Source organism: Candidatus Ornithobacterium hominis (assembly GCF_951229915.1).
GTDB classification, from domain to species: Bacteria; Bacteroidota; Bacteroidia; order Flavobacteriales; family Weeksellaceae; genus Ornithobacterium; species Ornithobacterium hominis.
Window position 1 is genome coordinate 300952 of sequence record NZ_OX579588.1, and the last position, 23586, is coordinate 324537.

Annotated in this window: 22 protein-coding genes; 4 read left to right on the forward strand and 18 right to left on the reverse strand. The window is 36.7% G+C overall.

The genetic code is table 11. The features are described 5' to 3' along the window. Positions 1–7: 7 nt before the first annotated feature. Positions 8–2767, reverse strand: coding sequence for a carboxypeptidase-like regulatory domain-containing protein (locus QOX03_RS01380; protein ID WP_283671202.1), 2760 nt, complete (start codon positions 2765–2767; stop codon positions 8–10). 83 nt (positions 2768–2850) lie between these two features. On the opposite strand from QOX03_RS01380, the gene QOX03_RS01385 reads away from it, so the two are divergent. Further along, a complete protein-coding gene (locus QOX03_RS01385) occupies positions 2851–4032 on the forward strand; it encodes an endonuclease/exonuclease/phosphatase family protein (RefSeq protein WP_283671203.1) in 1182 nt (393 codons plus the stop codon). 29 nt (positions 4033–4061) lie between these two features. On the opposite strand, the gene QOX03_RS01390 is transcribed toward QOX03_RS01385, so the two are convergent. The 14 genes from QOX03_RS01390 to mraZ all read right to left on the reverse strand — a co-directional run bounded on the left by QOX03_RS01390 (position 4062) and on the right by mraZ (position 18429). Next, the gene (locus QOX03_RS01390) at positions 4062–4433 is read right to left on the reverse strand and encodes a septal ring lytic transglycosylase RlpA family protein (RefSeq protein WP_283671204.1); all 372 of its coding nucleotides are present in this window, start codon (positions 4431–4433) and stop codon (positions 4062–4064) included. A gap of 184 nt (positions 4434–4617) precedes the next feature. Continuing rightward, the gene (locus tag QOX03_RS01395) at positions 4618–5067 is read right to left on the reverse strand and encodes a GatB/YqeY domain-containing protein (RefSeq protein WP_283671205.1); all 450 of its coding nucleotides are present in this window, start codon (positions 5065–5067) and stop codon (positions 4618–4620) included. A 10-nt stretch (positions 5068–5077) separates the two neighbouring features. Further along, entirely contained in the window at positions 5078–6916 is a 1839-nt protein-coding gene (ftsZ, locus tag QOX03_RS01400) for a cell division protein FtsZ (protein WP_283671206.1), read from the reverse strand. An 11-nt stretch (positions 6917–6927) separates the two neighbouring features. Further along, a complete protein-coding gene (gene ftsA, locus QOX03_RS01405; RefSeq protein ID WP_119058701.1) occupies positions 6928–8346 on the reverse strand; it encodes a cell division protein FtsA in 1419 nt (472 codons plus the stop codon). Between the two features lies 1 nt (position 8347). Continuing rightward, positions 8348–9070 (reverse strand): cell division protein FtsQ/DivIB, encoded by a 723-nt coding sequence (locus tag QOX03_RS01410; protein ID WP_283671207.1) that lies wholly within the window; start codon positions 9068–9070, stop codon positions 8348–8350. 48 nt (positions 9071–9118) lie between these two features. Beyond that, positions 9119–10237 carry an undecaprenyldiphospho-muramoylpentapeptide beta-N-acetylglucosaminyltransferase gene (gene murG, locus QOX03_RS01415; RefSeq protein WP_283671208.1) on the reverse strand — a complete coding sequence of 373 codons (1119 nt, stop codon included), beginning with the start codon at positions 10235–10237 and terminating at the stop codon, positions 9119–9121. Next, positions 10209–11411, reverse strand: a complete 1203-nt coding sequence (locus QOX03_RS01420; protein ID WP_119058698.1) for an FtsW/RodA/SpoVE family cell cycle protein — start codon at positions 11409–11411, stop codon at positions 10209–10211. Before QOX03_RS01420 ends, murG begins: the two co-directional genes overlap by 29 nt. Continuing rightward, positions 11412–11960: a glutamate ligase domain-containing protein gene (locus tag QOX03_RS01425; protein WP_283671209.1), complete on the reverse strand. Its 549-nt coding sequence runs from the start codon at positions 11958–11960 to the stop codon at positions 11412–11414. Positions 11961–12083: 123 nt separating this feature from the next. Further along, positions 12084–13310, reverse strand: coding sequence for a phospho-N-acetylmuramoyl-pentapeptide-transferase (mraY, locus tag QOX03_RS01430; RefSeq protein ID WP_119058697.1), 1227 nt, complete (start codon positions 13308–13310; stop codon positions 12084–12086). Further along, positions 13311–14771, reverse strand: coding sequence for a UDP-N-acetylmuramoyl-L-alanyl-D-glutamate--2,6-diaminopimelate ligase (locus QOX03_RS01435; protein WP_283671210.1), 1461 nt, complete (start codon positions 14769–14771; stop codon positions 13311–13313). Continuing rightward, a complete protein-coding gene (locus tag QOX03_RS01440; protein ID WP_283671211.1) occupies positions 14768–16747 on the reverse strand; it encodes a penicillin-binding protein in 1980 nt (659 codons plus the stop codon). Before QOX03_RS01440 ends, QOX03_RS01435 begins: the two co-directional genes overlap by 4 nt. Next, a complete protein-coding gene (locus QOX03_RS01445; RefSeq protein ID WP_119057035.1) occupies positions 16748–17077 on the reverse strand; it encodes an FtsL-like putative cell division protein in 330 nt (109 codons plus the stop codon). Next, positions 17052–17975 carry a 16S rRNA (cytosine(1402)-N(4))-methyltransferase RsmH gene (gene rsmH / locus QOX03_RS01450; protein WP_283671774.1) on the reverse strand — a complete coding sequence of 308 codons (924 nt, stop codon included), beginning with the start codon at positions 17973–17975 and terminating at the stop codon, positions 17052–17054. The genes QOX03_RS01445 and rsmH overlap by 26 nt, the downstream gene beginning before the upstream one ends. Continuing rightward, positions 17959–18429, reverse strand: coding sequence for a division/cell wall cluster transcriptional repressor MraZ (mraZ, locus tag QOX03_RS01455; RefSeq protein ID WP_283671212.1), 471 nt, complete (start codon positions 18427–18429; stop codon positions 17959–17961). Before mraZ ends, rsmH begins: the two co-directional genes overlap by 17 nt. Positions 18430–18614: 185 nt before the next feature. Here mraZ and QOX03_RS01460 point away from each other — a divergent pair, with 185 nt between their 5' ends. From QOX03_RS01460 to QOX03_RS01470, 3 genes are read left to right on the forward strand one after another with little or no spacing between them, the layout of a single operon-like run. Then, a complete protein-coding gene (locus QOX03_RS01460; protein ID WP_283671213.1) occupies positions 18615–19376 on the forward strand; it encodes an alpha/beta fold hydrolase in 762 nt (253 codons plus the stop codon). 24 nt (positions 19377–19400) lie between these two features. Next, entirely contained in the window at positions 19401–20021 is a 621-nt protein-coding gene (gene yihA / locus QOX03_RS01465; protein WP_283671214.1) for a ribosome biogenesis GTP-binding protein YihA/YsxC, read from the forward strand. Positions 20022–20048: 27 nt separating this feature from the next. Further along, complete coding sequence (locus QOX03_RS01470; protein ID WP_283671215.1) at positions 20049–22196, forward strand: beta-N-acetylglucosaminidase domain-containing protein; 2148 nt, start codon at positions 20049–20051, stop codon at positions 22194–22196. Between the two features lie 87 nt (positions 22197–22283). On the opposite strand, the gene rplT is transcribed toward QOX03_RS01470, so the two are convergent. The 3 genes from rplT to infC form a co-directional block, all read right to left on the reverse strand. Further along, a complete protein-coding gene (gene rplT / locus QOX03_RS01475; RefSeq protein ID WP_119057030.1) occupies positions 22284–22628 on the reverse strand; it encodes a 50S ribosomal protein L20 in 345 nt (114 codons plus the stop codon). A 145-nt stretch (positions 22629–22773) separates the two neighbouring features. Next, the gene (gene rpmI, locus QOX03_RS01480) at positions 22774–22971 is read right to left on the reverse strand and encodes a 50S ribosomal protein L35 (protein WP_283671216.1); all 198 of its coding nucleotides are present in this window, start codon (positions 22969–22971) and stop codon (positions 22774–22776) included. Between the two features lie 40 nt (positions 22972–23011). Next, positions 23012–23572, reverse strand: coding sequence for a translation initiation factor IF-3 (gene infC / locus QOX03_RS01485; RefSeq protein ID WP_119057028.1), 561 nt, complete (start codon positions 23570–23572; stop codon positions 23012–23014). Positions 23573–23586: the final 14 nt, after the last annotated feature.

Consider the following 23586-nt stretch of genomic DNA (forward strand, 5'->3'; position numbering starts at 1 on the left):
TTGTAATTTAAAATCTTAAAAAGACATTTAAAAAGTAATTTAAACCTTGATTATACCAATATTTATTACCAAAGACTTTTGAGTAATTCTCATTCGCAGCAGCTTCGTAATTCCCAAGCCTTAATTGCTCAAAACCGCTGGTTTTAAAGTTTTTATTATTCAGTAAATTATTGATAGATAGACTGATGCCCATGTAGTATTGCCCTAACCTAAAGGTTTTTCCAGCGTTGAGGTTTAGCATCATTTCATTGCTAAATTTTTCTTGTTTCAAAACCTTTCTTAAAAGCGCTTCAGCATTTTCACTTTGTAAGTCTTTATATAATTTACCGTTTGGTAGATGCGTAAAATTATCTGTGCGGCGAGAAGGTGAAATGTTGATATATTGATTTTTAAAATAATTTGCAGATAAACCAACCCACCAGTACTTCGGTGAACGGTACTGCAGACCTAGGTGGTAAGCTTGTTGCGGAGTCCCAGGCAATTTATAGTTCTTCAGGTATGTTTTGCCGATAAGCTTATAACCATCTGAACTGGCATAATCATCTGAGAAATAATACAAATTAGGATTATTTTTGTAGATGTATTCACCAATGGAAGCAACAGCGGTAGCCGCTAGGGTTTTAGAAATTTTACCTTCTAGAGAAAGCTCAATACCTTTATATTCTTTTTGCACACCATTTAAAACTTCTGCAATGAACAAATTTTTGTTGAAAAAAGCATTGTCTTGCACCAGCTGTATGTAGCCAAAACTGGTTTGCGTTTCGTTATTGCTTATGGTATAAAAAGCAGTAAGATTTCCTTTAAAATCTGGCGTTCTCAATAAATAAGAAAAATCTAAAGAAGTCATCTCTGCCGCCCGAATGTCTGGTTGAAAGGTATTTGAGTATCGCCCCAAGGGAAAAGCTACTGATGCAGAAGGGGCTTTGGTGAAAAAAGCACCGTTGAGGCGCAAATAGTGGTTGCCGTTGATTCTGTACAGAATATTTAATTTTCCGCCAAAATCAGTGAAGTTTAAATCCTTGCTTTTCCCAAAGCTATTGCCGTGTGCATAGTGTTTGAATAATCCATTTCTCTGCATAGCAGTGTAAGCCATTTTCCCCATCAGATTGACATTCCAAGCAGATTTTTTATAATTCAATCCACTAAAAATCTCATAATAATGATGATTAATTTTATAATTATATTCTATGATTTCACCCTCTTTTTTCTGCAAATTTTGGTCATTTTCATTATATTTTCCGCTAAAAGAATTATCGGAAAAATCATCAAGATTTAAAGCATAAGAAGCTCCGAGCAAATCATAAACCTCTCTAAAGTTATGAGAATGAGTGTTTTTTAGTTGGAAGCCGATATTCAAGGTCGTATTTTCATTCAATTGACTTCTTAAATGAGAATACAAGCCAAAGGCATCATCTTTGTTCACATCATTGGCCAAATAGTAAGCAGCGTAGCTGTTAAGATTTAAGTTAGCTCGGTATAAATTTTCCCAATTAATTTGACTCCAATTTTCATCATTCCTCCAGCTATGAAGTTGAGAGTCATATTTTTGTTTCTCATCATCTGTTAAATTTTCTTTATTTCTTGTATTGAGGTAGTAAAAATAAGAGGGTAAATTTCTGTAATAGATGGGTGAAGGATTATTGGCTTTGTACCAATTTAATCTCGAGTATTTATTATACCCTGTTTGGTATGATAATGTTGTTTTAAGTTGATTTTTCAAATTAATGTTCCAGTGGTGAGAAAGTTGAAAAATCGGTTCAAAATTATCTTTTACTCTTTCGCTGCGTTTTACTCCGTTTTGGTAGCCCCAGTATGCATTATAATTGATGCCTTTTAAGTTATAAGCTTCGTTTGTATTGGGATTATTGCCTGCACGGCGATAAGGAGCTCCCAATATACTCAAATTAAAAAAATGATTTTTCAGCTTTTTCTCAATGCCTAAAAAATAAGCCCAAGCATCATAAAAAGTTCCAGGTATCCGCCCCTCATTAGCCCATCTTCGGGAAGCAGAAGCAGCAACCCCCCAGCCATTTTTCATCAAACCCGTGTTGTGAGTCAACATCAATCGTTGTCGGTAGCTACGGTTAGTCAAAGAATAAGAGAGTCCAGTCCCAGTCCTTAATTTTGATGGGCGAGTTTCGTAGTAAGTCAGCCCACCTAAATCGCCAAAGGCATGGTCTGTAGAGTTAATACCAAAGGCACTTTCCTCAGGATAGCGTATGATGTCATTTAATCCTCCCCAGTTTCCATAGTCAACACGGCCATGGCTTATCTTATTCATAGAAATACCGTTGAGTAAAACCGAAGAATTTTCATTATTCAAGCCTCTCGGGCGAAACCAAAAAGCCCCCCAATCATAAGCAACAGTCTGTAAAAAAACATCTTTGGTCGCACTTAAAAGAGTAGCAGGAGCTCCTGAGGTATTTTCTTCAGCATCAAATTCTTCAGAGCTTAAAGTGATGATGCCTAAATCTGAATTTTGAGGATTGAAGGTAAGATAAATATCACCCAATTCATAAATACGCTCCGCTTGGATTTTAATTTTCTCTTGGTAGCGAGCATATCCCTCCATGCTAATTTGTAGCGTGTAAATTCCTGGTGATATATTCATAAATTGAAAGTAACCAATACGATCTGTGATTACCTCTTCGCCAGTTTCTTGTAGCGTGACTTTGGCATTATAGAGCGGTTTTTCTTCTGCAGAGGTATGAACTGTCCCTGTGATTTTGGTTTGAGCAAAAGAAATCAAGCTCCATAAAAAAAGCATAATTAAAATGCAGTAGCGCATATTTTTTTCTTTAAATTTAATAATAAATAATCAAGGTAAAAAAAAATTCTTATATTTAAAATATGCAACGGTATAATTTCATTATAAAAATTTTAATTATTTTTCTAAGCCTTAAAAAATTTCATGCACAAGAAAACCAATTTCGGGCTGCTACTATTGGGTTTTACAACGTGGAAAATTTATTTGATACAATTCCATCAGCGGGTTTTGTCAATGGGAATTTAGATTATCAAGATGAATTTTATCATACCTCAATCTCTCAAGAAAAAATACCTGTACTCGATACAGTGAATTGCAAATGCCGCTATTCTGAAGAAAATTTAAAAGGAAAGCAAATTATTCGCCCATTGATTTTGGCAGAAGATTTTATTCCTACTGGGCCCAAAACTTGGACTAGCCAGCGTTACCAGCAAAAGATTGAAAATCTGAGCCAAGTTATCGCTAACTTAGGGCGAGACAAAACAAAAGATTTCCCTGTGCTAGTAGGTTTGGCTGAAGTTGAAAATAGAGAAGTAGTACAAGATTTAATTCATTCTAAGGCTTTAGAAAAAGCAGATTACGGGCTTGTTCACTTCAATTCTTGGGATGCACGCGGGATTGATGTAGCTTTGATTTATCAAAAAAAACGTTTTGTCGTTCACGAAAAGAAAAAAATCGAAGTAGAAGTTTATGATGAAAAAGGGGCTAGAGACTACACAAGAGATATTCTGAAAGTAGGGGGAGAGCTAGATGGAGAGCAAATTTATGTTTTTGTAAACCACTGGCCATCAAGGCGAGGCGGTGAAGCGGTAAGTTTCCCTAAACGAGAAAAAGCAGCTCAAGTTTTAAAAGCCGAAATGAGTGCGATTAAGGCTAAAAACCCATCAGTGAAGATTCTAGTGATGGGCGACTTTAATGATAACCCGACAGATGAAAGTATCACGAAAGTCTTAGGCGCTGGAGGGGAGTCAGAAAAATGGGTGAATCTGCTGCTCAGAGACTTTAGAAAAGGCAATGGGACTTTAGCGTATAGAGATTCTTGGAATTTATTTGACCAAATTATCGTGAGTAGAAATCTACTGCGTCAAGATTTTGAATCTTATCAAGTTTACCAAACAAGAATTTTTAAGCCTTATTATTTAGAGACAGCAACAGGAGCGTACAAGGGCTATCCGCAGAGGATGTTTGCTGGCGATCAGTACAATCCTCAAGGGGTTTCAGACCATTTTCCAGTTTATACGATTTTGCTTAAAAAAGTGAAATAGGCTTAAAATTTTTTAAGCCTTGAAAAATTTTATAGAATTTCGTACTGAATACGAATAACTCCCGTTACAGGGTCTGCAATTTTTTCAAAAGCAGCTTTGCTTAAATCAAATTTACGAGAACCCACATAAGGGCCGCGGTCATTGATGGTAACGATAACTTCTTTGCCGTTTTTGGGATTAATGATTTTCACACGCGTACCAAAAGGTAATTTTTTATTAGCTGCGGTTAATTCATACATGTTGTAAATTTCACCACTAGCCGTCTTTTTCCCATGGAATTTTTTTCCATACCACGAAACTTTGGCAGTTTTTAGTTCACTTTCAGTTTTCATTTCGTCAACTGAAGAAGGAGCTGATAATAGATTAAAAATCATATAGGTAGAAAGCGCAAGTGTCTTCATACTTCTATTTTTTTATGTTTAATAAGCGCCAAATTTATAGGTATGAAGATGTAATTTCCTTATAATGATTCTAAATAAGGTGAAAATTTTTGAGATTTAGAGAGCAACCCCCTTTTAATAAAGGAAAAAACGCAAGTCGTTAAACTTGCGTTAAAGAAAAATTATTTTGTTAATAATTCAAATTTTAAGGGTTTAATAGATTTTTGACCATATTTGCAATAGTCTTACCGTCAGCTTTCCCTGCCATTTTTTCGTTGGCAAGATTCATAATTTTCCCCATATCTTTCATGCTTTCTGCACCCACTTCTTGAATGATAGCAATTACCGCAGATTTGATTTCTTCATCACTCATTTGCTCTGGTAAAAAACGCTCGATCACTTCGGCTTGTTTTAATTCATTTTCAGCCATTTCTTTTCGGTTTTGACTTTCAAATTGTTCTGCGGCATCTTTTCGCATTTTAATTTGTTTTTGTAGCAATGCGATTTCAGTACTTTCATCTAGTTCGTCGCCAGAACCATCCGTTTTTGCCATCAAAATAGCTGACTTAATGGCTCGAAGTGCTTCTAGGGCAATTTTATCTTTTGCTTTCATGGCAGATTTCATTTCTGACATGATTTTTTCTTCTAATTTCATAATAAAGTTTTTAATCTACATTATCGTGTAAAAAATGATTAGGTCTGATTTTGATGTTATTATCAGAATCTTCATCTACAATATAGCGAGAAGGGCGTTCATGCTTATATTCAGATAATTTTATGCCATTTCTTTCATAGGCAGGAATTTCTTCCATTTCTTGTCTTTCTTTTAAGCTAGTTTTGAATTTGTAATTAAACTTTTTCAGGCGTTCTCTTCTTTCATTAATCTGCTGAGACAACTCATTTTCAAAATGACTTTTAATTTTCGGCTCTTCCTTCGTATCTACCTCTACTTCTTGAGTTTGGAATGTGTTTTTAGGAGATAGAGAAGTGTCCTGCTGTGGAGGTGTGAAATTGCTTTTGCTTTCACCGATTTTTAAATTTTCATTAGAGTTGTTAGTTTTTCGGGGAGCAAAATCACCTGCCGTTTCTTGATTTCTAAAATTTCTAGAAACAGAGGGCGTTTCAGGTTCATCATCCCAATCTTCATCCAAAGAAAAGAGCGTGTATTTGCTACTATTTTTTTCCATTAATTCATTTTCTGGCTCCTTAGGTTCAGGTTCATCTTGGTTGAAATTAATTTGATTTTCAGTTTCATAAACCTCATCTTTATAGCCTTTTTCTTCTGCTTCCAGTTGATTTATTATTTGGAAATTGAAAATATTTTCTTCTTCAGTTCCTTCTTCTTCAGAATATTCTTTGTTTGAATTTTCAGTAGCAGAAGATGCTGGCTTAGAATGTACTATATTATCTTCTGTTGCACTTTCTTTTTTATCTTTTTCTTTTTGTGAAATAGAGAAATGAATAGGTGTATGATGTTCATCTTCCAATGTATGAACAATGGTTTTATCTTCTTGCCCATTAAAATCTTGTTGCTCAAGCGGGAAACCTGTCGCTACGATAGTAACACTAATTTCATCACCTAAATCTTCATCTTCACCCATTCCCATGATGATATTAGCATTATTGCCAGCCTCGGTTTGGATGTAATCGTTTATGATGCCGATTTCATCCATTGTAATTTCATCATCACCAGAAACGATGAGCAGTAAGACATTTTTTGCACCTGTAATTTTATTATCGTTTAACAATGGAGAATCTAGAGCTGCTTCGATAGCCTTTTTGGCTTTACTTTCACCACTAGCTTTTGCTGAGCCCATGATAGCCGTGCCGCTATCAGCCAAAACGGTTTTGGCATCTCTCAAGTCAATATTGATGGAATATTCGTGTGTGATGACCTCTGCAATCCCTTTGGCTGCAGTAGACAGCACTTCGTCTGCTTTGGCAAAACCCGTTTTGTAACCTAGATTTCCATATAATTCACGGAGCTTGTCATTGTTTATAATGATGAGTGAATCTACACTAGAGCGTAATTTTTCAATACCTTCTTTGGCTTGGTCTAAACGTTTTCTACCTTCAAAAGAAAAAGGAGCTGTGCAAATGCCAACAGTCAAAATTCCCATTTCTCTAGCACATTTTGCAATAATGGGGGCAGCTCCTGTACCTGTCCCACCGCCCATTCCTGCCGTGATGAATACCATTTTGGTATTGCTGTCTAATATATTTTTAATATCATCTAAAGTTTCTAAGGCAGCTTGTTCACCTACTTCAGGATTTGCTCCTGCACCTAGACCTTCTGTGATGTTTGCTCCGAGTTGAATTTTGATAGGAACTGGGCTTTTATCTAGAGCTTGGGCATCAGTATTACTCACGATAAAGTCAACACCAGTAATTCCTTGCTCAAACATGTAATTCACCGCATTACTACCCCCACCGCCAACGCCAATGACTTTGATGGCAGCGCTTCTGTTTTTAGGCATTTCAAAATCCATATTGTTAAAATCCATAATTGGTAAATTTATTCAGTTTCGTTAATCATTTTAATAAATTTGTCAGTCCATTTAGAGAAAATACTAGATTTAGGCTTAAAGCTAGACTGCTCTCTTTCTGGCTTTTCTGATTTTTTGTTATCTACTTTTTTATCATCTGCTTTTTCCTCATTCAAAGGCTGTTCCGTTAAGCTATTTTGTTCAGCTTTATTTTCTGTAGGGAGACTTTCAGTAGTAAACTCTTCATCCTCCTTTTGGGCAAAGTATAACTCTTGCTCTTCTAGTTTTTCGATGCCTTTGAGTACGAGCCCCACGGCAGTAGCATATTCTGGGCTGTTGATTAAGTCCGATTGCCCGCTTGCCATATGCTCGTTGCTGTAGCCAATTCGCGTATCTAGACCAGTCAGGTACTCAGTCAATTGGCGAATATGCTTGAGTTTACTTCCTCCCCCAGTCAATACGATACCAGCAATTAATTTTTTCTTCTCCTCTTCACAGCCATAATGTCTCAATTCCATATAGACCTGCTCTAGAATTTCGTTCACACGAGCATGGATAATTTGGCTTAATTTCTTTAGTGATATTTCTTTAGGTTCCCTTCCTCTCAGTCCTGGGATGGCGACAATCTCTGTTTCTTTGTTCTCGCCTGGCCAAGCAGAGCCAAATTTCACCTTTAGCTGCTCAGCCTGTTTCTCGATGATAGAGCAACCAATTTTTATATCATCAGAAATCACATTCCCACCAAACGGAATCACAGAAGTATGACGAATGATGTTGTCTTTGAAAACAGCAATATCAGTTGTTCCGCCACCAATATCTACTAATGCAACACCAGCTTCTTTTTCTTCTTTGCTGAGCGATGCAGATGAAGAAGCAATAGGCTCTAAGGTAATACCAGCTAAATTAAGTCCAGCGCTCTTCACACAACGTGCAATATTTTTGATAGAAGTAATTTGCCCTACCACCACATGGAAATTAGCTTCTAAGCGACTGCCATACATACCCATTGGCTCGTGAATATCACCATCACTATCCACCTTAAATTCTTGGGGTAAAACATGAATGATTTCTTCGCCAGGCAACATAACTAATTTGTGTACTTGATTGATGAGTTTTTTAATGTCTTCTTCGTCAATCACTTCTTCAAAATTATTTCTAGTAATGTAGTCGCTGTGCTGTAAACTACGGATATGTTGCCCAGCTATTCCCACAGTCACATCAGTAATTTTGTACCCAGAGTCAGACTCTGCTTGTGCTACCGCTTCTTTGATGGAATTGATGGTTTGTGTAATATTGTTTACAACCCCACGGTGAACCCCCAAACTTTTAGAACGCCCAACGCCAATGATTTCCAGCTTGCCGTGTTCATTTTTTTGACCAACCATGACGACAATTTTGGTCGTTCCGATGTCTAATCCAACTGCTATTTTATTGTTTGTTTTTTTCATTCTATTTTTGTGCAACTATTTGGTTGATAAAATTCAAATTAAATCTCTTATAAGGAATACTGTCTGCTACAGCTAAAAACTCTCTATAAAAAACTTTAAAATTGTCTAATTTTCTATCCACATTTTCTAAATTCCCTAAGTCAAGAACATACCCACCATCCGCAGGCAACAAAATAAAGGAATTTCTACTATTTTTATGCGTTCCGACGATAAGGTTTTTCAACAAGTTATCCTCATTTATTTTTTGAACTAATTCGCTTATGAGAGCAAAGTCTACAGAATCCACTGGCCCATCTACCAGCATAACTTGAGTCGAATAATGCTGTGATAGTGGAATTCTTTTTCCTTCTTGCGTGATGTAGAACTGCTCTTTCCCCGTATTGACCCGCGCAATCGGTTTTTCTTGCTGAATATTGGTATGCAAAAAGCCGTTGTTTTCCAAAAAAACCTCCGCATTTTTGATGAAAGGATTTTTCTTTAAATTCTCTTCCATACGATTAATTTCCACGCTTTTCATAGCCATTTTGGGGAAATCTCGATGTGTTTCTCCTAAAATTTCTTTCACAACTTTTTCGGTAATGAAATAATTCCCATCAGCATAGTCAATTTTAGCAATTATATTTTTAATCTCTCGCTTCTCAAATTGTTTTTGAGAAAAAATCAAAAGAAAACCTAAAAAGACTAGGAACATAAGTATTTTAAGTAAGACCCATTTACGCTTCATCCTAAAATTTTTTAAGGCTTAAGAAATAATATTTTAAATCAAAAATTATCATGCTTCAATTCCCAATTTTTCAAAAATAATATTGACAATATCTCGGGTAGAGTAAGGCTTGCCTAATTTCAGGAAATTCTCACTCAATTTTTTTTGTTTATTGGTATCCGATAATAAATCTTGAATTACAGGCATTATAGAGCTTGAAATATTTTCATTAGCAATCATTATAGCTGCATTTTCATTTACCAAACTTCGTGCATTTTTCGTTTGGTGGTCTTCCGCAGCCGTAGGTAAAGGCACAAAAATAGTTGGTTTCCCGACTAAGCTCAGCTCAGAAATAGACATTGCACCAGCACGAGCCACGATTAAATCTGCGGCGGCATACGCCATGGGCATATCATAGATAAATTCCTTCAATTGAATTTTTCTTGATTTTCCATCAAATTTTTTAAGGCTTAAAAAATCTGTCTTACCCGTTTGCCAAAGCAGCTGAATCTCTGAATTTTTTAAGGTTTCAAAATTTGCCTTCCAAGCATTGTTGATGCCTCTCGCACCTAATGAACCGCCAAAGGAGAAAACCATGGGTAAATCGGGGTCGAAACCTAAAGCTTCTTTTGCTTTTCGCTGCTCGGGCAAATGCTGGAATAATTCTGAGCGGATAGGATTCCCAGTCAAATGAATTTTACCCACTGGGAAGAAACTCTCCATTTTAGGATAAGCTGTGCAGATAGCAAAAGCCTTGTTTTTTAGCAATTTATTTGTAATTCCTGGAAATGAGTTTTGCTCTTGAATTAAAATCGGAATACCTCGCCGAGCAGCTGCCCACATCGCTGGTCCCGAAGCGTATCCACCTGTCCCGATGACCATATCTGGCGAAAATTCTTTGATGATTTTACTAGATTTTCTAAGGCTTTTAAAAATTTTGTAAGGCAAGCAAAAATTTGCCCACCAGCGATTTCTTTGTATTCCACTGATGTCTATACCCTTGATGTCATAGCCTGCGAGGGGGACTTTTTCCATTTCCATTTTCCCGTTGGCGCCGATGAACAAAAACTCAGCCTTGGGTAAGCGTGTACGAATCTCATCTGCAATTGCTATTGCAGGGTAAATATGGCCTCCCGTGCCCCCAGCACTGAAGATGAATTTAGGCAATGTCTTGTAGGTCTGCTTCACTTTTTATTTTTTCTTCTTTTTGAATTTCTTCTTTAGGCAAAATTTGTCGACTGATGCTTAATAAAATACCGAAAGATAAGCACGTAATCCACAACGATGTGCCCCCAAAACTAATCATAGGCAAAGGTTGACCCGTAGTCGGGAATAAACCAACGGCGACACCCATATTTATCAAGGCTTGGAAGACAATGGGGATTCCAATCGCAAAAGCGAGTAAACTTCCGAAATAGGTGTGAATTTTTGTTCCGATGATGATGATTCTAAATAAAATTAGTAGGAATAAAAAAAGTAAACTCACGCCACCTATCAATCCGTACTCTTCTATGATTACCGCATAAATGAAATCTGAAGATGCTTGTGGGAGTGTGTGCTTTATGGCGCTTTTCCCTGGGCCTTTGCCAGTGATTCCACCTTCTACTATAGCTGCTTTGGCATTGGTTTCTTGCCAAGATTCAAGGCTATTGCTTGCGGGTTTTTGGAAGCGTTCAATTCTGTTTTTCCAAGTGTGAACGCGGGAGTTAGGAAATTGGTCTCCATAATTCAAGGCAGCAAATATAAATAAACCTGCCCCGACTAAAATTATTGTCCCAATGCCGACTAAATATGGGATAGGAAAACCTCCTAAAAATAGTAGCATCATTACCATAGCAAACAAGATGATAGCCGTAGAACCATTTGCTGGGAAAATTAATCCGACTATAACAAAAATCGGTATAAAAAGAGGTAAAATAGTTTGTTTAAATTCAATTTTTTTATTCCTGATTTTAGTTAAATACCGTGCAACGTAGACCATCAAAACGACTGAGGCCAAAGTGGAAGTTTGTATTGATAATGGGATGCCAGGTAGCTTTAGCCAACGAGAGGCATTGGCTCCATCAATACTGGTGCCTTGCAATAAAGTTAAAATCAACAATAGCACGATGAAGGGCAAGCCTAAAATAGCAAATCCGCCAAAATAACGGTAATCAATTCGCTGCATGCTGAATAAAATGACTAAACCGATGACTAGAAAAGCGACTTGTTTGCCAAATTGCCCCCAAACGGTTCCAGTCTGGGCAGCGTACTCGATGCTTGAGCTAGCTGAGAAGCCAGGTAATAGAGAAAATATTGCCAAAAGCATAATGAATGCAATGAGGTACTTGTCGCCTAAAAATATTTTATTCAGCCAGTTCATTTATAGATTTTTTACTTCTTTTTTAAATTGACGCCCACGCTCTTGATAGTCTTCAAATAAATCGCAATTAGCACAAGCTGGGGAGAGAAGGACAGTGTCACCCTTTTTGCCAAGCATATACGCTGAGCTTACGGCATCTTTCATTGTTTTTGTTTCAATGATTTGAGGAACGATGCCACTAAAGGTAGCTTTAATTTTTTCGTTATTAATTCCTAAGCATACGATGGCTTTTACGTTTTTCTTCACAAGCGGAACTAATTCGCTGTAATCGTTTCCTTTGTCAACGCCGCCTACAATCCAAATGGTAGGATTTTTCATACTCTGTAATGCGTAAAATGTAGCATTGATATTGGTAGCTTTGCTATCGTTGATAAATTGGATTCCATGAACGGAGATCACTGATTCTAGACGATGTTCCACGGCATCAAAATCAGTTAAACTTTCTTGGATAATTTTTTTTCTAAGCCTTAAAATATTTCTATTTAAAGCTCCTGCTAATGAGTTGGAGACATTGCGTTCTCCCATCAAAGAAATTTCTTCTAAATTCATTTTTAAGTGTTTCGAGGTATTTTATAATTAATTATTTTGAGTTTTTTTCTTGACTAATTTATGTGGCGTCTTTTCCGCTTTTGCTCAGTTTTATTATATGCTAAAATTCTTTTTTTTGAGGAATTAACGAATTTTTAAGGTTAAAACGGCTAATACAGCGAGTATAAAACCGATGATAAAAAAACGATTGACGATTTTGCTTTCGTGGTAATTTTGTTTTTGAAAATGATGATGCAAGGGCGAAATCAAGAAAATTCTTCTGCCCTCGCCGTATTTCTTTTTGGTGTATTTAAACCAAGAAACCTGCAACATGACCGAGAGACTTTCTGCCAAGAAAATTCCGCAGAGCAGAGGTAGAAGAAGTTCTTTACGCACAATAATGGAAATGACTGCAATAAGACCACCGATAGTCAAGCTACCTGTGTCTCCCATGAAAACTTGTGCTGGGTAAGTGTTGTACCACAAAAACCCAATCAATGCACCGCTGAAAGCTGTAGCGAAAATCACGACTTCCTGCGCATGAGGTATGTATAAGATGTTTAAATAATCAGCTAAAATAAAGTTGCCAGAGACAAAGGCAAACAGAGCTAAAGTTCCTAAAATAATCATGGAGCTTCCTGCCGCTAATCCATCGATGCCATCAGTCAGATTAGAACCATTTGAAACAGCTGTGATGATGAAGATAACAATCGGGATAAAGATTACCCAACTCCATTTCATCGCTTCTTCTTTGTTTAAGAAAAACAGGAGAGAGTCATAATTGAGCTCATTGTTTTTCAGGAACGGAATGTTAGTCAAGTTTGATTTGGTAGCTGGGGCGAACAATTCATCAGCGCTCTGTGCATTGTAGGTTGGCTGGTCACTGACTTGTTGTCTTACAGTGACTTGTGGGCTGAAGTATAAAATAACACCAACGAATAAACCTAGGCCTACTTGCCCTAAAATTTTAAACTTTCCTGCTAAACCTTTTTTATTTTTTCTAAAAACTTTGATGTAGTCGTCAATAAATCCGATGAGCCCCATCCAAAGCGTGGAAATAAGCAGTAAAATTGTATAAATATTGTTGAGTTTTGCAAAAAGTAAAACTGGAATAAGGGTGGCAAGAATAATGATGATGCCACCCATTGTCGGGGTACCTTCTTTTTCTTTTTGCCCAGCTAAGCCTAAATCCCTTATCGTTTCGCCCAATTGTTTTCTTCTCAAAAAATAAATAATCTTTTTGCCGATAAACAAAGCAATAAGTAAGGAAATGATAACGGCAGATGCCGCACGGAAAGTTACAGACTTCAGCATATTAAAGCCTGGCACGTCAAAATACTGATTTAAAAATTCAATTAAATGGTATAACATTTATTTAAAAATCTTTTGAGTTAAACTTTTAGTAATTTCCATGTCGTCAAAATAAAATCGCTCTCCCTTTATTTCTTGGTAATTTTCGTGGCCTTTACCTGCAATTAAGATGATGTCACCCGAGTGGCTGTTGGCAAGTACATTTTTTATGGCTTCTTGGCGATCGGGTATTTTGCTATATTTTGAAAAAAATTGAGGTTCAATTCCGCTCTCCATGTCTTCAATGATTTTGTTGGGGTCTTCATTTCTAGGGTTATCAGAAGTAAGAACCACTCGGTCAGCCAAGTGGCAAGCAACTTTTGCCATTTTAGGTCTTTTTTGGGCATCGCGATTTCCTCCACAACCTACCAAAACCCAAAAGGTTTCATTCTTGGTTCGAGTTTCGTTCACCGTTGACATTACGTTTTCTAAAGCGTCAGGCGTATGGGCATAATCTACAATGATGATTTGCCCGCTAGGAGAGATATAAGATTCGAATCGACCTTTTACTTTTTGCAACTTGCTTAGACTGACTAGAAGCTCTTCTTCATCCCAACCCAATTCCAACCCTATGGAATAGACTAATAAAAGATTGTAAGCATTGAATTTCCCGACTAGCTGAGTCCAAAGTTCTTTTTGGTTAAGCAAGAGCAGCATTCCATTAAATCGATTTTCTAAAATTTTTCCTTGGTAATCAGCAACAGATTTCAAGGCATAAGATTTTTTTAAGGCTTTAGAATTTTGTAGCATAACCACACCATTTTTATCATCCATATTGGTAATGGCAACAGCATCTTTGCTCAGCTCGTCAAAAAATTTCTTTTTTGCAATAATGTAACTTTTAAATGTTTTGTGGTAGTCTAAATGTTCATGTGAGATATTGGTGAAGCCAGCAACTTTGAATTCTAAGCCACTGATTCGCTCCTGTCCGATGCCGTGTGAGCTAACCTCCATAAAAGCATATTCAAAACCAGAATCTACCGCCTCTTTTAAAATCTTGTTGATACTAATAATGTCTGGCGTTGTATTTTTTGTAGACAAAGTTTTTTGGTGAATACGAATATTGATGGTTGAAATCAAAACAGACGGGTAGCCTAAACTCTCTGCTGTTTGGTACAAAAGGCTCGCTGTTGTCGTTTTACCATTAGTGCCAGTTATGCCAATCAAATTCAGCTGAGAAGAAGGATCTCCAAAATAATTTTTGCAAATTAAACCTAGACTTTTGGCTGAATTTTTCACTTGAATGTACAAAACATTTTCTCGAAAGTCTTTGATTTCTTTCTCATGAAAAATCACCTGAGCACCTTTATCAAGGGCAGAAGTAATGAAATCATGACCATCTTCCTGCGGACCTGAAATAGCCACAAAGACATCTCCCTTGCTCACTTTTCTAGAATCCATTTGGATTTCGCCTACACCACCAGTGAAGCTTCCTTGTTGCTGGAGAATGGGAATGTTATGTAGTAATTCGCTAATGTTCATACATTTGAAAGTTTTAGAGTGATGACCTTATTTTCAGGAATCATTTGCCCAGCAGGGATGCTTTGTTCTATAATTTTTCCAATTCCAGAGTAATTAATTTTAAAACCTGCGTTTTCTAAAACGGGAATTACATTTTGCCCGTCAAAGCCTTTTAAATTCGGCATTTTTTTATTTTTTGAATTCCAGTCAAAAATTTTATTTGATTTTTCTAGAGAGGCAAGTTTAGATTTTTTAAGGCTTAATTTTTTTGGAGATTTGATGTAAACACTCTCCATGATTTTCTGAAAAACGGGCCCGGCAACAGAGCTGCCATAGTAGCCTTTTTTACGGCTAGGTTTGTGAATGACTACGATGCAAGAATATTGAGGCTTGTACGTCGGGAAGTAGCCACAGAAAGAGGCGCGATACTGCATGGGGCCTTTCACCCAATAGTCTGCACGAGCAGTGCCTGTTTTTCCTGCTGCGGGGAAAATTTCGTTGTAAAAAGCCCTTCCAGTCCCGCTTTTTACAGCACTGGCTAGCATGTTTTGCATTTTTTTTATAGTGCTATCTTGAGCCATTTTTTCTACGCGAACTTCTGGAGAAAAAGACTTAATGACTTTTCCTTTTTCATGAATTTCTTTCACAAAAAGTGGTTTTAGCATCTTACCATCATTAGCGATGCCATTGTAAAAAGTTAAAATCTGTAATGGAGTGAGCTTTGATTCATAGCCAAAAGAAATCGATGAAAGCGATTGTTTGCTCCAAGATTTATTATTTGGGTTGGGAAGGTAAGGTTCGGCTTCTCCAGGAATATCAACGCCAAGAGGTTGGTTTAGCTTCCATTCCCGATTTAAAATTCTGAAAAACTTTTCTGGCTGATTTTGGTAATATTCTGTAATTAATTTTGCTGTACCAATATTTGAGGATTTTTCTAAAACTTGGCGTACATTAATTGTGCCGTAACCATGAGAATCACTGATGGTTCTGCCAAATAAGCGAACTCTTCCTGAGCCAGTAGCTACGGTGGTAGCAGTATCAATAACGCCATCTTTTAGCGCAGCTAGAAGTGAAATGGTTTTAATAGTAGAGCCAGGTTCATTGGCTTCGCCTACCGCAAAATTTTGAATATCAGCATAGTTGCCGTCAGCGAGACGAGTCAAGTTGGCAATGGCTTTGATTTCACCTGTTTTGACTTCCATTACGACGACAGTGCCGTGGTCAGCCTCAAATTCACTCAGTTGGTCATATAGAGCGTTGTAGGCAACGTTTTGCAGAGGAATATCGATAGTTGTTACCACATCTTGCCCAGCAACAGCTTGTATGTCGTTAGCGATATTGATGGGACGCCAGTTGCCTCCGCCCATTCGCTGTTCTAGTCTTTTGCCATCTTTTCCAGATAGAAGCGTATTGTAAGCACCTTCTAGGCCTACTTTTAGTGAATCTCCTTTTACGTAGCCCAAAGTCCGAGCACCGATGTCCTTTACGCTTCTTTCTCTCACAAGATGATCTTCTATGATGAAGCCACCTTTGATTTGCCCGTGATTGAAAATAGGAAAAGATGAAATTCTTTTTAGCTGATGATAATTCAGATTTTTTGCAATTGGGACATATTGTTTTTTATTCTTCTTGGCATTCAAAATCAATTTAGCATAAGTAGCGGCGGGTTTATTGAACATAGCATGCAGCGAGTCAGCCAAGGAATTTAAATGCTCATCAATGAGACTTTGTCGCATCGCCTTCGCATCAAAAGCGACGTCATATTTTCTTACAGAAGTTGCCAATAAACTCCCATCAGCGGCATATAAATTTCCTCTTGCCGCTGGAATAGTGGATTCTCTGAAGTTGATTTTCTGAGCAAAAGCCTCAAAACGCGCTCTTTCTTGTGGGTTGAGCTGGAGATTAAATAATTTATAGCATATACCAATGGATATAATCACCAGTAGAATGCTGATGAAATAAGCTTTTAATAATATGTCTTTTTTTTGTTTAATCATTTATTTTTCAACAATTAAAAAAGGTTGAATATTTGATTGAATTACATTGTCTTTAGCTACTTTTTCGGCAACCTTTGATTCCATTTTACTTTGCATCAAAATTTGATGTAGATATGCTGATTCTGATTTTAGATTAGAAACATGTTCTTTTAAATTTTTTATTTCCACCACTTTTTTATCAGCCCAATGTGAACTCAGAATACTCCAAAAGGCTAAAAAAGTTAAAAACAATACGAATTTCCAATGTTTGAAACTATTATCATCAACTAAGAATTTTCCTTTTAAAATATCTCGAATGCTGATGTTACTTTTCTTCTTCTTTGGGCTCATTTTTAATTCCAATTCTTAGTTTAGCACTTCTTGCTCTTGGGTTACCTGCAATCTCTACTTCGTTGGGAATGATGACTTTACTGTTTAGCGGATAAAAAGGCGCATACCATCTTCCATACAAATCTCTTTCAGGTTCACCATCAAACATTCCTTTTTTGATGAAATTTTTCACCAAACGATCTTCTAGCGAATGGTAAGAAATAACTACCAATCTCCCGCCAGGTTTTATGATGCTCGCTGTAGATAAAAGAAATTCCTCTAAAGCTTTTAATTCATCATTTACCTCAATTCTCAATGCTTGGAAAAGCTGTGCCCATAATTTGTTAGCTTTGTGAGCTGGAATCAAACTTTTCAAGGCATTTTTTAAATCATCAGTCGTTCCAATCAGATTTTTACTGCGGTAAGAAACAATTTCTCTTGCCCATTTTTTAGCCGAACGGATCTCACCATAATTCATCAAAATCTCCGCTAATTTTTCCTCAGTATATTCATTGATGACGACTTTAGCTGTGTTTTTCTGATTTTGGTTCATCCGCATATCCAGCTGGCTGCTATAGCGCGTTGAGAAGCCTCTATCTGCCGTATCAAATTGATGTGATGAAACACCTAAATCAGCTAAAACGCCATCAACTTGATGGATTTGGTGAAAAAGCAACTGATTTTTGATATGTCTGAAATTGGAAGGAATAAAAGAGAACCGCTGATCAGGGATAATATTTTGCTGAGCATCTTCATCTTGGTCTACACCCCATAATTTCCCATTTTTTTCTAAAGCCTTTAAAATTTTTTTTGAATGCCCCCCGCCCCCGAAGGTGCAATCTACGTACACACCGTTGGGGTTGGTAATCAAAGCATCAACGCTTTCATTCAGTAAAACTGGTTCATGATAGTTTTTCATCATTTTCAAAATTTCCCATGACCTCTTCTGCCAGCAGAGCAAAATCATCCTCATCGGAGCTCACTTCAGCTTCATATTTATCTTTATCCCATATTTCGATAATATTGATGGATGATGAAACCACCACATTTTTATCGATATTAGCAAATTGAATCAAATCTTTTGCAATCTGAATTCTGCCGCTATTATCTAGCTCCACAGGCTTTACTCCAGCAGTGAAACGCCTTATAAATTCGTTGTTTTTTTTCTTGAATCGGTTGAGCTGAGAGATTTCTTTCATCACAGCCTGCCACTCCTGCATAGGGTAGAGCTCTAGGCAGGGTTGGAATACTGACCGCTTGAGCACAAAACCCTCGTGCGAAAAACCTTCCAGTTGTTTGCGAATACCCATGGGTAGAGCTAGACGCCCCTTGGCATCCACCTTACACTCATAAGATCCGATTAAACTGGTCATGATTTAATTTTGCTCAAAAATAATAAGATATTTCTACTTTTTGCCACAAATTGCCACAAAATCCCACTTTTGTTGATAACTTTCCGCTTTTTGAAGAAAAATCAAGAAAGAGAAAAGGGATTCCATTTTTTTCTCAATTTTGTCATATATTTGTTAATTGGGAAGAAAATGATTTAAAAAAACCTATGCTGTTTAATATTAAGAAAAAGAAGAAATTCAACTATGTAGTAGAAGGAGAGGGGCATCCTTTAGTTTTGTTGCATGGATTGATGGGAGGATTGAGTAACTTTAGCAAACTGATAAAGTACTTCTCTGAGCGGAATTTTAAAGTTTTCGCCCCAGAACTACCCATTTATAGCCTTCCTGTAATTAACTCAAATGTGGAAAACATTTCCAAATATGTTATTTTATTCTTAGAAGAGGTGGTGAAAGAACCAGCAACGTTGGTCGGTAATTCACTGGGCGGGCACGTAGGTTTGGTCGTGACAGAGAAACGCCCAAAGCTGGTGCATACGTTGGTTTTGACGGGAAGTAGCGGTTTGTATGAAAAATCTTTTGGTGAAACTTTCCCAAAAAGAGGTAGCAGAGAATACATTCGCACCAAAACGGAGGAAGTTTTCTACGACCCGAAAATTGCTACAGAAGAATTGGTTGATGAGGTTTTTGCTACGGTGAATGATACCAAAAAAGCCATCAAAACCCTCTATATAGCCCGAAGTGCCATTAAACACAATATGAAAGATGAGTTGAAATCCATTCAAAAAGAAGTTTGCTTGATTTGGGGGAAGCAAGATGGTGTGACGCCTCCTGAAGTAGCGGTGGAATTTAATGAAAATTTACCGAATTCTGATTTATACTGGATTGATAAATGTGGGCATGCCCCGATGATGGAACATCCTGAACTTTTCAATGAAATTCTCTATAATTGGCTGATAAAAAGAATTTAAATTTTTTAAGCCTTAAAAAAATCTATGAAAATCACGTCAGCAAAATTCTTGGAGAGTAATTCTCAGGTGGAAAAATGCCCCCCGCCTAATTTACCAGAGTATGCCTTCATCGGGCGTTCAAACGTAGGGAAGTCTTCGCTCATTAATATGATTGCTGATAATAAAAAGTTGGCTAAAACGTCTGGAACACCTGGGAAAACCCAATTGATCAATCATTTCTTAATCAATGAAGCTTGGTATTTGGTAGATTTGCCAGGCTATGGCTATGCCAAGGTATCAAAATCTAAACGCAAAGATTTTGATAAAATGATTACCAACTATTTAGAAAAAAGAAAAAACTTAGTCAATGTTTATTTGTTGATTGATAGTCGCCATGAGCCGCTAAAAATTGATTTGGAATTCATGGAATATTTGGGAGAAAACATGATTCCATTCAATGTCGTGATGACTAAAATTGATAAATTAAGCAGTGCCAAGTATGCTAAAAATTTATTAACTTACCAAAAGAAATTACTCACTAACTGGGAGCAACTACCACAATTCATCAAAACCTCTGCTACTGCAAAAGTGGGAAAAGATGAAATCTTAAAAGAAATAGAAATTTATAATACCCAGCTAAATCATTTAGATTTTCGTAACTTGTAGCCTTAATATTATAAAATATTATAAGGGATGAGAAACATTTTTGTGATGGCCATGCTATTGGCGTGTGTCATGGGTTGGGGACAAAACTATAAGTTGCCTGAGCCTAAATCGGTTGAGTTTACTTCAGGTGAAATACCTCAAACATTTAAAAGTAAAAAGTATCAGCATTTGATCCATCAGGTTGGGATTGAATTGAGTGAAAATAGAAACGCTGCACTGATTAAAATTAATTTTTCTAAAAAAATCAAAAATCCAGAAGCCTATCAACTAAAGCTTAATAAAAATGGAGTTAATATAGAAGCTGCAACAGAAAGAGGCGTTTACTATGCACTTTTGAGATTAAAAGAAATCATCAATGCTAAGACTAATAAAGCCCTTCAGATTTATGATTTCCCCGACGTTGAATTTCGTGGAGTGGTAGAAGGTTTCTACGGCACACCATGGCAATACAAAGATCGCCTCAGAATGTTATCTTTTTTAGGAAAAAATAGAATGAATACTTACATCTATGGCCCAAAAGATGACCCATATCATAGCTCTCCGCACTGGCGAGAAGCTTACCCAGAAGATGAAGCTCGCCAAATTCAAGATTATGTAGAAGCCGCAAAAAATAATTACGTAGATTTCTATTGGGCTATACATCCTGGTAAAGACATCAAGTGGAATGAAGCTGACCGTCAAAACTTAATTCAAAAATTTGAAAAAATGTATGCTTTGGGCGTGAGAGGTTTTGCCGTTTTTTTTGATGACATTTCGGGGGAAGGAACCAATGCTGCCAAACAAGCAGAACTACTCAACTTTTTACAAACAAAATTTGTAGATACGCATACCGATGTTTTACCTCTAATTATGTGCCCGACAGAGTATAATAAAAGTTGGAGTAACTTGAAGAAAGGTGGGTATCTGCCGACATTAGGAAAGGAATTAGACCCACGTATTCACATCATGTGGACGGGCGACGGGGTAATTGGTGATGTGACCAAGGAAAGTTTAACTTGGATTAATGATAAAATCAACAGAAAAGCTTTCTTTTGGTGGAATTTCCCAGTAACCGATTATGCAAGAGATCATCTGATGTTGGGGCCAGCCTATCGACTAGACCAAAAAGCTCAAAACCTTTTAGCTGGAGTAGTTTCTAACCCAATGGAACACGCCGAAGCTTCACGTATAGCGATAGCTTCCGTTGGTGATTATACTTGGGATATAGCAAAATATGATTCCATTCAAAGCTGGGAGAAAAACATTACCAATGAGTTTGAAACCTGTGCTGAAGCCTATACCTTTTTTGCTAAAAACAATACTGACGCAGGCCCCAATGGGCACCGTTATCGTAAAGAGGAATCAAGAGGATTTGAGCAGCCAGCACAAGAATTTTCTAAAGCCTTAAAAAATTTAAACCTCCAAAAATCACAAATAGAAAAAATTCAAAATTATTACAAACAATTGCTTTCATCAGCAGAAATTTTACAAAAATGTAAAGACAACCCTGCCTTGATTTTAGAAATTTACCCTTGGATTTTACAGACTAAAAATATTGCACAAAAAGGTTTAGCAACTTTAGAAATGTATGATGCTTACAAAGCTAAAAATCAAGAAGAATTTTTAAAGGCTTTTGAAAAAGCAGAGCGGTGGGAATTGAAGCGCTCTTTTGTAAATCAAGATGAAAATAAAAATCCATACCACCCAAGAGTTTCTCCTGTATCTAAGCTCGTTAGCCCATTGATTGATGAAACATTTAAATTTTTGGTAGAAGCTTATAATCAATATTTTAAAGGCAAATTAGTCGTCAAAGATTACGATAATCCACATCAATTTGTGAGTAATAATGCAAAATTGAAGGATTTGAACATTCGATTAGAGAACAACAAGCTAGCGGCAGATCCTGTGTTGGAAGTGATAGAGGTGCAGCCAAACGATTATTTTACCTTTGAGTTTAAATCATCTAAAAATGTGAAGCAAGTGCTCATCAATACTGGTGAACAAGAGGTATTTGAAAAATGGGGGCAAGTGGAACTTTTATCGGAAAACGGCGAGTGGAAGAATGTAAACGGTGAGATGAAAGGGAATGAATGGATTGCTAAACCTAATGAAAAAGCACAACAAGTGAGATTTAAAAATAAATCAAAGCAAGTTAAAAATATTTATTTAAGACAATTAGAAGTTACTATAAAATAAAGTTTTGCTAAATTAGAACAGAATTAGCCGCCTCAAATTTTTATTTTTGAGGCGGCTACTTAAAATTTCAATTCAACAAAAAATTATTTATTTTACTTTTTGCACAATGGCTGAGAAAGCTTCTGGGTGATTCATTGCTAAATCAGCAAGAACCTTTCTGTTCAACTCAATATTGTTTTTCTTGAGAGCTCCCATCAGCTGAGAGTAAGACATTCCGTTTTGTCTTGCACCAGCATTAATACGCTGAATCCACAAAGAGCGGAAATTTCTTTTTTTCTGTCTTCTATCACGGTAAGCATAAAGCATTGCTTTTTCTACCGCATTTTTAGCTACAGTCCATACGTTCTTGCGTCTCCCGAAGAAACCTTTGGCTTGTTTTATGATTTTTTTACGTCTTCTTCTCGACGCTACTGAATTTGTTGATCTTGGCATTTTTTTAATTTTTTTTTAACCGAAGGCGGATACTTATCACTTTTACTAAGCCCACGGTTGGGTTAAACAAATTTTAATTTTAAAAACCGATTTTATATAAATTCTCAAAAAATTTTTTAAGGCTTAAAAAATTTTAGAAGAAAATTTATTTCAATCCTAATTGTTCTCTCACACTATTCACATCATTGTCGTGAACCAGCGTCATTTTAGTTAAATTTCTCTTTTGCTTAGTTTCTTTTTTAGTCAAGATATGGCTCTTGAAAGCATGTTTACGCTTGATTTTACCAGTTCCTGTCAATTTGAAACGTTTTTTAGCTCCTGATTTTGTCTTTTGTTTTGGCATCTTTTCTATTATTATTTTATTGAATTGAATTTATTCTTTTTTATTTAGTTTTGGTTGGCGCCATCATCATAATCATACGTTTACCTTCCAGTTTTGGCATTTGTTCTACTTTGCCGTATTCTTCGAGATCTTGTGCCAATCTCAAAAGAAGAATTTCTCCTTGGTCTTTGAATACAATAGAGCGCCCTTTAAAGAAAACGTAAGCTTTCAGTTTTGCTCCATCTTTCAAGAAACCTTCGGCGTGGCGTTTTTTGAACTCGTAATCATGGTCATCGGTATTTGGCCCAAAACGAATCTCTTTTATCGTAATCTTACTTTGCTTTGCTTTCAGCTCTTTTTTACGTTTTTTCTCTTCGTAGAGAAATTTTTTGTAATCTAAAATTCTAGCTACTGGGGGGTTAGCATTTTCGGTGATTAAAACCAAATCTAAGCCAAACTCTTTAGCCATTTCAAGAGCTTTAGAAGTTTTGTAAATACCTTGTTCAACTTCTTCCACGTCGCCCACCACACGCACCTCTGGCACGCGAATATTCTCATTTAGCGGATGAGCCTCTTCATTTTTGTGGGGAGAATAACCCCCTCTTCTTTTTTTTGTGATAATTATCTAAATTTAAA

What these genes read in the sequence shown, in the direction of transcription:
- rpmI (WP_283671216.1), bottom strand. Translation starts at nt 22,971, where the DNA reads ATGCCAAAACAAAAGACAAAATCAGGAGCTAAAAAACGTTTCAAATTG.
- QOX03_RS01445 (WP_119057035.1), bottom strand. Translation starts at nt 17,077, where the DNA reads ATGAGCCCAAAGAAGAAGAAAAGTAACATCAGCATTCGAGATATTTTA.
- QOX03_RS01470 (WP_283671215.1), top strand. Translation starts at nt 20,049, where the DNA reads ATGAGAAACATTTTTGTGATGGCCATGCTATTGGCGTGTGTCATGGGT.
- ftsA (WP_119058701.1), bottom strand. Translation starts at nt 8,346, where the DNA reads ATGAAAAAAACAAACAATAAAATAGCAGTTGGATTAGACATCGGAACG.
- rplT (WP_119057030.1), bottom strand. Translation starts at nt 22,628, where the DNA reads ATGCCAAGATCAACAAATTCAGTAGCGTCGAGAAGAAGACGTAAAAAA.
- QOX03_RS01410 (WP_283671207.1), bottom strand. Translation starts at nt 9,070, where the DNA reads ATGAAGCGTAAATGGGTCTTACTTAAAATACTTATGTTCCTAGTCTTT.
- QOX03_RS01425 (WP_283671209.1), bottom strand. Translation starts at nt 11,960, where the DNA reads ATGAATTTAGAAGAAATTTCTTTGATGGGAGAACGCAATGTCTCCAAC.
- ftsZ (WP_283671206.1), bottom strand. Translation starts at nt 6,916, where the DNA reads ATGGATTTTAACAATATGGATTTTGAAATGCCTAAAAACAGAAGCGCT.
- mraY (WP_119058697.1), bottom strand. Translation starts at nt 13,310, where the DNA reads ATGTTATACCATTTAATTGAATTTTTAAATCAGTATTTTGACGTGCCA.
- QOX03_RS01460 (WP_283671213.1), top strand. Translation starts at nt 18,615, where the DNA reads ATGCTGTTTAATATTAAGAAAAAGAAGAAATTCAACTATGTAGTAGAA.
- QOX03_RS01435 (WP_283671210.1), bottom strand. Translation starts at nt 14,771, where the DNA reads ATGAACATTAGCGAATTACTACATAACATTCCCATTCTCCAGCAACAA.
- QOX03_RS01390 (WP_283671204.1), bottom strand. Translation starts at nt 4,433, where the DNA reads ATGAAGACACTTGCGCTTTCTACCTATATGATTTTTAATCTATTATCA.
- yihA (WP_283671214.1), top strand. Translation starts at nt 19,401, where the DNA reads ATGAAAATCACGTCAGCAAAATTCTTGGAGAGTAATTCTCAGGTGGAA.
- QOX03_RS01440 (WP_283671211.1), bottom strand. Translation starts at nt 16,747, where the DNA reads ATGATTAAACAAAAAAAAGACATATTATTAAAAGCTTATTTCATCAGC.
- QOX03_RS01395 (WP_283671205.1), bottom strand. Translation starts at nt 5,067, where the DNA reads ATGAAATTAGAAGAAAAAATCATGTCAGAAATGAAATCTGCCATGAAA.
- QOX03_RS01420 (WP_119058698.1), bottom strand. Translation starts at nt 11,411, where the DNA reads ATGAACTGGCTGAATAAAATATTTTTAGGCGACAAGTACCTCATTGCA.
- QOX03_RS01380 (WP_283671202.1), bottom strand. Translation starts at nt 2,767, where the DNA reads ATGCTTTTTTTATGGAGCTTGATTTCTTTTGCTCAAACCAAAATCACA.
- mraZ (WP_283671212.1), bottom strand. Translation starts at nt 18,429, where the DNA reads ATGACCAGTTTAATCGGATCTTATGAGTGTAAGGTGGATGCCAAGGGG.
- QOX03_RS01385 (WP_283671203.1), top strand. Translation starts at nt 2,851, where the DNA reads ATGCAACGGTATAATTTCATTATAAAAATTTTAATTATTTTTCTAAGC.
- rsmH (WP_283671774.1), bottom strand. Translation starts at nt 17,975, where the DNA reads ATGAAAAACTATCATGAACCAGTTTTACTGAATGAAAGCGTTGATGCT.